A 6544-nucleotide genomic window follows, 5' to 3' on the forward strand; every position below is an offset into this window, starting at 1 on the left:
GGTTGTGTTTTGATTCGGCGACCGCGGCGGTGGCGGGGGCGGGGGCGGTCGCCGGGGGGGCCGCCCGGGCCGCGGCGCCCGCGCCGGCCGTGCCGGTGGCGGCCGTCGCGCCGGCGGGCGCGTCGTGGCTGACGGCCTGCCAGCCGAACCAGCCCGCGAGGCAGAGCGGTACGGCCGCGCCGACCACCGTCGTGGTGCGCAGCAGGGCGGAGCGGCGGGGAGGGCGGTTCGTCGGGCCGGTCACGAGCGGTTCAGATCCTGTCCTGGGTCCGTGCGGTGAGGCCGAACGCGTCGGCGATCGGCTTCCACTTTCCGACGAAGTCCTTCTTCGCCTGCGTCGCCTGGGGGTTGAGCTCGTCGGCGTGCTTCTTGTCGGCGGTGGTCGGGGCGGTGCCGGAGCAGCCCTGGCCGGCCACCGAGCGCGCCCAGGCCGCGTACGCCCGGTCGATGTCGGCCGACAGCTGCCAGGCCGACTTCAGCGACTGGATGGCGTCCGCGCCGCCCGGGACGTCCGAGGCGCTCAAGGCGCCCAGCTTGCGCAGCAGTTCGTCGCGCTGCTTGGCGCCGTTGTCGAACACCTGCGCCGCGTCGGCGATGTCGGGCTTGGCCGGGCAGCTGCTGACCTTCGCCACCGCGCTGCCGATCGGGGCCTTCGCGCTCTCGCCCTGGGTGAGCAGGTCGTCCAGCGCGCCGGCCTGGGCCTTGGCGTTCGGCCCGGCGGTGGTCGCGGACGGGCTGGGCGTCGCGCCCGCCGAGGCCGGGTCGGTCGCGGCGGCGCTCGGGTCGCCGGCCGAACCGCTGGGTGCCGGGGCCGGCTGCGGGGTGCCGGACGCTCCCGGGTCGGTGGCCGTGGCGGCCGGGGCGGGCGCGGCCTGGTCCTTCTTGCCGTTGTCCTTGACCGCCATCAGCAGGCCGCCGCCGACCGCCAGCACCAGGAGCAGCGCGAAGCCGATCAGCAGGGGCGCCTTGCGGTTGGTGGGGCGCTCCTCGTCGTCGTCCAGGTCCTCGTAGCCGGCCGGGTGGTCCGGCTGGGCCGGGTAGCCGGGCCGCGGCGGGTACTGGTAGCCGGGGCCGGGGTACGGGCCGGGTGCTTGTGCGGCCGCCTGGGCGCTCGCGTGGGCGCTCGCGTGGGCCGGGAACGGCGACGCGGGAGGGACGGGCGGGGGCGGCGGCGCGGCGGACGGGAACGCGGGCGCCGTCGGCGCGTCGTAGCCCGGGGCCGTCGCCAGGTACGGGCGGGCGCCCAGCGGCGGGCCCTGGTCGCCGACCCCGCCCGGGCCGGGCGGCGGGGCCATGGGGCGCGCGGGAGGTGCGGGAGGCGCCTGGGGCGCGGCGTCGGCGGGCTGCTGCGGCTGGTTCGGCTGGGGCCGGCCGGGCTGCTGGGGGGCGGGCTGCTGGGGGCCGCGGACCCAGCCGCCGGCGCCGCCGCGGGCGGTGGGGTCCCAGACCGCCGGAGCGGTGTTGTTCTGGTCCGTCATGTGCCGCTAGCCCCCACCATCCGCCGTCGCTCTGTCCGGTGCCGCCGTGTCCCGCTGCCGCTCGCTGCCTGCTGTGGCGCGGCCACCGTACCCTCCGGCCCCCCGCCCGGCGGCTCCGGCACGACGTTAGAGCATCTGTGCACGCCTGCGCAGCACGCGCAGCGAACCGGTGACGGAGACCTCCTCGAAGCCCTCCGCGAGCGCCCGCAGGTACACCCGGTAGGGCGCCTGGCCGCCGTCCGCCGGGTCCGGGAAGACGTCGTGCACCACCAGCAGGCCCTCCGGGGCGAGGTGCGGCACCCAGCCCTCGTAGTCGCCGGTCGCGTGCTCGTCGGTGTGCCCGCCGTCGATGAACACCAGGCCGACCGGACGGCCCCACAGCGCCGCGATCCGCGGCGACCGGCCGACCAGCGCCACCACGTGCTCCTCCAGCCCGGCCGCGTGCAGCGTCCGGCGGAACGCCGGCAGCGTGTCCATCAGCCCGACCTCGGGGTCCACGAGCGTCGGGTCGTGGTACTCCCAGCCCGGCTGCTGCTCCTCCGACCCCCGGTGGTGGTCCACCGTCAGCGCGACCGTCCCGGTCTCCCGGGCCGCCGCGGCCAGCAGGACCGCCGAGCGCCCGCAGTACGTCCCGATCTCCAGCACCGGCAGCCCGGTGCGCCGCGCCGCCGTGACCGCGGCCGCGTACAGCGCGAGGCCCTCGTCGACCGGCATGAACCCGGTGGCCGCCTCGAACGCCGCCACCACCTCGTCCGCCGGACGGACGCTCTCCAGCAGGTCGGACATGGGGCGACTCCTCGCGACGGGGTGGGTTCCGGGTACTCCGGTCGGACCCTACTCGACGGTACGTCCGCGCTTCCTCCCGGGACCGCCGCTGGAACGTGTTCTAGTCGCCGCCCCGCGCCCGTGCCAGAATCGGCCCGACCGTGGATCCGAGGCACACCGGGAGCAGCCCCATGCGCGCAGCCGTTCTGCACAAGACCGGGCAGGACACGCTCGATGTCCGCGAGGACGTGACGGCGGTCGGGTTCGGGCCCGGCACGGTCAGGGTCCGGATGCGCGCGGCCAGCCTGTGCCACTCCGACCTCTCCGCGATGAACGGCGTGCTGCCCCAGCCGGCGCCGTTCGTGCCCGGCCACGAGGGCGCGGGCGACGTCGTCGAGGTCGGCGAGGGCGTGCGGTCGGTCGCGCCCGGCGACCGCGTCGTCCTGTGCTGGATGGCACCCTGCGGGCGCTGCGCGCACTGCGAGCGCGGCCGCGGCCACCTCTGCATCGCGAGCCTGCGGCGCCTCGGCGCGCCCGGGTTCCGCTTCGAGGAGGGCGGCGCCGCGGTCGACGCGTCCGGGTTCTACGGCACCGGCTCGTTCGCCGAGGAGGTCGTCGTCGCCGAGGACGCCGTGATCAAGGTCCCCGCCGACCTCCCGTACGAGGCCGCCGCGCTCATCGGCTGCGGCGTCACCACCGGCGTCGGCGCCGCCGTCAACACCGCGCGCGTCGAGCCCGGCGCCTCGGTGGCCGTGATCGGGGCGGGCGGCGTCGGCGTGGCGACCGTCCAGGGCGCCCGGGTCTGCGGCGCGGGCCGGATCACCGTCGTCGACCCCGTGGTCTCGCGGCGCGAACGGGCACTGGCCTTCGGCGCCACCGACGCCATCGCCCCGGAGGACCTCAAGGCGACCGCCAAGGGCCTGCCCGGCGGCGGCTACGACTACGTCTTCGAGGCGGTCGGCCGCTCGGCCACCGTCCGCGCCGCGTACGACGCCACCCGGCGCGGCGGCGCGGTCGTCGTGATCGGCGCCGGGGCGCAGGACGACCTCGCGCAGTTCACCATGGGCGAGCTGTTCTTCAACGAGAAGCGCCTGCTGCCCTCGCTCTACGGCGGGGCGCCCGTGCCGTCCACGATCGCGCTGGTCGTCGACCTGTGGCGGGCCGGGCGGATCGACCTCGACGGCATGGTCACGCACCGGGTCGCGCTCGCCGACGTCAACGACGCGATCGCCCAGATGCGCAGCGGCGAGGCCCTGCGGACGGTCGTCACCCTGGACTGAGCGCGCGGAGGGCCCGCCGGGAAGTCCTCCCGGCGGGCCCTCCGTCAGCCTTGGTTCTCGTCAGCCCTGGTTTGCAGCGCGGTGGCGGCCGTGCGCGCCGGCCTCGGGGCTGTCGTCGGCGGAGGACAGGCCGCGGTGGCGGCCGTGCGACGCGGTGTCCTCGGCCGTGATCTCGTCGGCGTCGGTCCCGTTGGTCGCGGGGCCGGTGGTGTCGGTGAGGGTGTCGGACATCAGAATCGTCTTTTCCGTGCGGAGCTTGCAGATGCATCGGCGCCCCGCCCGGCACTGTGAATGCGCGGTCGGGCCCCCGTTTCGGGCGCAGGAACCGCGCCACAGCCGGTGATCGCGGCCCGTGCCCCGGCCACCATAACGGCCGCGGCGCCCGAGATCCTATCGAGATCCTGACACCCCACCCCGGGGGCACCCACCCCGCCCGGCGCTGCCCCGGCCTGGCCCCGCCGAGACCCTGACCGCCTCCGGCCCGCCAGCGCCCACCCCGCACGGCGCCGTCCTCGCCGAGACCCTGACCACCTCCGGCCCGCCAGCGCCCACCCCGCACGGCGCCGTCCCGGCCTGGCCCCGCCGAGACCCTGACCGCCTCCGGCCCGGCAGCACCCACCCCGCCCGGCGCCGCCCGCCTCTGACCGGTGGCTGCCCCTGCGCTGCCCTGCCCCGGCTACGGGAGATCCTGATCCCACGCCCGGCAGCGCACAGCCCGCCGGCGCCCGCCTCGTGCAGCGCCCTCCGCCCCCAGCCACTGGCCGCCTGCGTGGGAAGTCGGCGACATCGGCGTCCTGTGCCCGGCCTGCGGTGGAGGGCTGGTGGCCGCCCCGCTCCCCGGGCCTCCTGCGCGAGAAGTCGGGCTGGTCGACTTCCCACGCCGCATTCCGTGGATCCGCTGGTCTGCGCGGGAAGTCGGCGACATCGACGTCCTGTGCCCGGCCTGCGGTGGAGGGCCGGTGGCCGCCCCGCTCCCCGGCCCGCTCCCCGGGCCTCCTGTGCGAGAAGTCGGGCCGGCCGACTTCCCACGCCGCATCCCGCAGATCCGCTGGCCGGAGCGTAGGTGTTGGCTTGCGCGGGCGGCTTCTTCATGGCGCGTGCCCGGTGTGCGATGCGCTGTTGTTGCGCGGTGTGGAGTCCAGCCAGTGGCCGACCAGTTCCCGGTAGAGCGGCGACAGGACCTGGAGGTCTCCGTGTCTCGCGAGCGTGCCGCGGCCGCCGTCCAGGAGGAGGACGCGGTCCGCGCGCAGGGCGGAGCTGATCCGGTGCGCCACGACGACGAGTGTTCCCGGTCGGGCGGCGAAGGCCCGTTCGGCCTGGTCCTCGGCGGTGGCGTCCAGGTGGCAGGTCGCCTCGTCGAGCACGATGACCGGGGCGGGGGAGAGGTACGTCCGGACGAGCGCGAGCAACTGCCGCTCGCCGGCGGAGAGTGCGGCGGGGTCGGTGAGGACGGCGTCCGTTCCGCCGAGCCGCGTGACGAGTTCACCGGCGCCCACAACCTCGATGGCACGGGTGAGTTGGGCGTCGGTGGCATCCGGCGCGAGCCACGTCAGGTTCTCGCGCAGCGGGCCGGGGAAGACGTACGCCTCCTGTGGAAGCAGCGCGACCACCCGGGTGCGATCGCCCGGCGAGGGGTGTTCCCCGCCGATGGTGAGGTCGCCGGAGGTGGGTGTGAGCAGTCCGGCGAGCAACCCGGCCAGCGTGGACTTGCCGGCTCCGCTCGGGCCCACGACGGCGACGTGCTCCCCCGCGCCGATCGTCACGTCGAGCCCGTCGAGGACCGGTTCGGCGGTGGGGGCGTGCGCGTAGCGAAGAGCGGTGAGGCACAGGCTCGTGTCACGGGCGGTCGCGCCTCCCGCCGTCGACCGGGCGGTCGGGGCGTCGGCGGCGGAAGCCGTGGCCAGGCGGTCCAGCACGACCGCGAGGCCGAGCAGCCAGCCGCCGACCGTACCGGCCAACGTCCGCACCGCCGGGTCGAGCTGCTGGAGCAGGTACGTGGCGACGCCGAGCAGTTCGCCGGCCGTGAGCACGTCGTGCGCGAGCAGCCACGGCGCTGCCGTGAGCACGACGAGCACCGGCAACCGCCCGCCGAGCGCGACCACGAGCGCGCGCAGGGCGGACGCCCGGCCCAGCGCGCGGGAGGCGGCGGCGCTCGTCCCGGCCGCCTCGGCCAGTGCGGCGGCCACCTGCGTCTGCGTACCGGTGGCCTGCACGTCGCGCAGGCCGTGCAGGGCGCGGCCCGCCTCGGCGGCGAACCGTTCCTCCGCCAGCACGACCGCCCGGCGGCGTTCCACCAGCGGCCGCAGTAGGCGGGCGAAGAGCAGCCCGGCGGCCAGGAGCGGCAGCAGGACGAGCGGCAGGACGGCGGGCGCGAGCAGCGCCAGGCCGATCAGGGCGGCGGCCAGGGTGATTCCGACGCCGCGCAGGGTGCGCAGCAGGGTGGCGGTCAACTGTCGTGCGGACTCGACCTGTTCGGTGAGCCGGGCGACCTCGGCGGCGTCGGCGACGGGCCGGGCGAGCGCGCTCCGGACCACCCGCGTGACGAGCGCGTCCCGCAACGGCTCGACGACCGCCGCGAGGTGCGGGAACCCGGCCCGCGCCGCGAACGCCCGCAGAACCGTGGCCGCGCCGAACCCGGCCAGCCAGGCCACCCCGGCCCCGGGCCGCCCGGCGAGGAAGCCGCGGTCCACGGCGGCCGACACGAGCAGCCCGGAGAGCAACGGCGGCAGGGCCTCGACCACGGACCAGGCGAGCAGCCGTAGCAGCGGTCGGCGTGTGGTGGCGAACTGCCGAAGGAGGAGCGCCCACCCGGGCGAGGCGGTGGGAGTGGAAAGTCGGCGCCGCCGACTTCCTGCGCGGTGGTGGTGGGCGGCCACGGGAGTCGGGGGCGGCTGCGGTGGCGGTGGCGGTGACGCGAGAAGTCGGCGGGCCCGTCGTGTCGCGCCGGGCGCCTGGGCCCGCGGGGACCCTCCGTGGGCTGCGCGCCCGGAGTCGGCGGGGGCCCGAGCCGCCCGCACCCCA

The 6544-nt window shown here is 76.8% G+C and carries 5 protein-coding genes and 1 pseudogene; 1 reads left to right on the plus strand and 5 read right to left on the minus strand.

Features of this window, described 5'->3' with window-relative positions; all coding sequences use genetic code 11:
* The 3 genes and pseudogenes from ACFV4G_RS23270 to ACFV4G_RS23280 form a co-directional block, all read right to left on the minus strand.
* A pseudogene (locus tag ACFV4G_RS23270) lies at window positions 1–244 on the minus strand (hypothetical protein); the annotation flags it as partial.
* Window positions 245–251: 7 nt separating this feature from the next.
* Complete coding sequence (locus tag ACFV4G_RS23275) at window positions 252–1478, minus strand: hypothetical protein (RefSeq protein WP_380443381.1); 1227 nt, start codon at window positions 1476–1478, stop codon at window positions 252–254.
* A 126-nt stretch (window positions 1479–1604) separates the two neighbouring features.
* Window positions 1605–2264, minus strand: coding sequence for a class I SAM-dependent methyltransferase (locus ACFV4G_RS23280; RefSeq protein ID WP_380443383.1), 660 nt, complete (start codon window positions 2262–2264; stop codon window positions 1605–1607).
* A gap of 170 nt (window positions 2265–2434) precedes the next feature.
* On the opposite strand from ACFV4G_RS23280, the gene ACFV4G_RS23285 reads away from it, so the two are divergent.
* Window positions 2435–3523 carry a Zn-dependent alcohol dehydrogenase gene (locus tag ACFV4G_RS23285; RefSeq protein ID WP_380443385.1) on the plus strand — a complete coding sequence of 363 codons (1089 nt, stop codon included), beginning with the start codon at window positions 2435–2437 and terminating at the stop codon, window positions 3521–3523.
* Window positions 3524–3583: 60 nt separating this feature from the next.
* On the opposite strand, the gene ACFV4G_RS23290 is transcribed toward ACFV4G_RS23285, so the two are convergent.
* Both ACFV4G_RS23290 and ACFV4G_RS23295 read right to left on the minus strand, forming a co-directional pair.
* Complete coding sequence (locus ACFV4G_RS23290; RefSeq protein ID WP_380443386.1) at window positions 3584–3754, minus strand: hypothetical protein; 171 nt, start codon at window positions 3752–3754, stop codon at window positions 3584–3586.
* Between the two features lie 857 nt (window positions 3755–4611).
* Window positions 4612–6399 (minus strand): ATP-binding cassette domain-containing protein, encoded by a 1788-nt coding sequence (locus ACFV4G_RS23295; protein WP_380443388.1) that lies wholly within the window; start codon window positions 6397–6399, stop codon window positions 4612–4614.
* Window positions 6400–6544: the final 145 nt, after the last annotated feature.

It is taken from the genome of Kitasatospora sp. NPDC059747 (assembly GCF_042732955.1).
Lineage (GTDB): Bacteria > Actinomycetota > Actinomycetes > Streptomycetales > Streptomycetaceae > Kitasatospora.

Excerpts from the sequence above, each read along its gene's own strand:
- ACFV4G_RS23275 (WP_380443381.1), bottom strand. The coding sequence starts at position 1,478 with ATGACGGACCAGAACAACACCGCTCCGGCGGTCTGGGACCCCACCGCC.
- ACFV4G_RS23280 (WP_380443383.1), bottom strand. The coding sequence starts at position 2,264 with ATGTCCGACCTGCTGGAGAGCGTCCGTCCGGCGGACGAGGTGGTGGCG.
- ACFV4G_RS23285 (WP_380443385.1), top strand. The coding sequence starts at position 2,435 with ATGCGCGCAGCCGTTCTGCACAAGACCGGGCAGGACACGCTCGATGTC.
- ACFV4G_RS23290 (WP_380443386.1), bottom strand. The coding sequence starts at position 3,754 with ATGTCCGACACCCTCACCGACACCACCGGCCCCGCGACCAACGGGACC.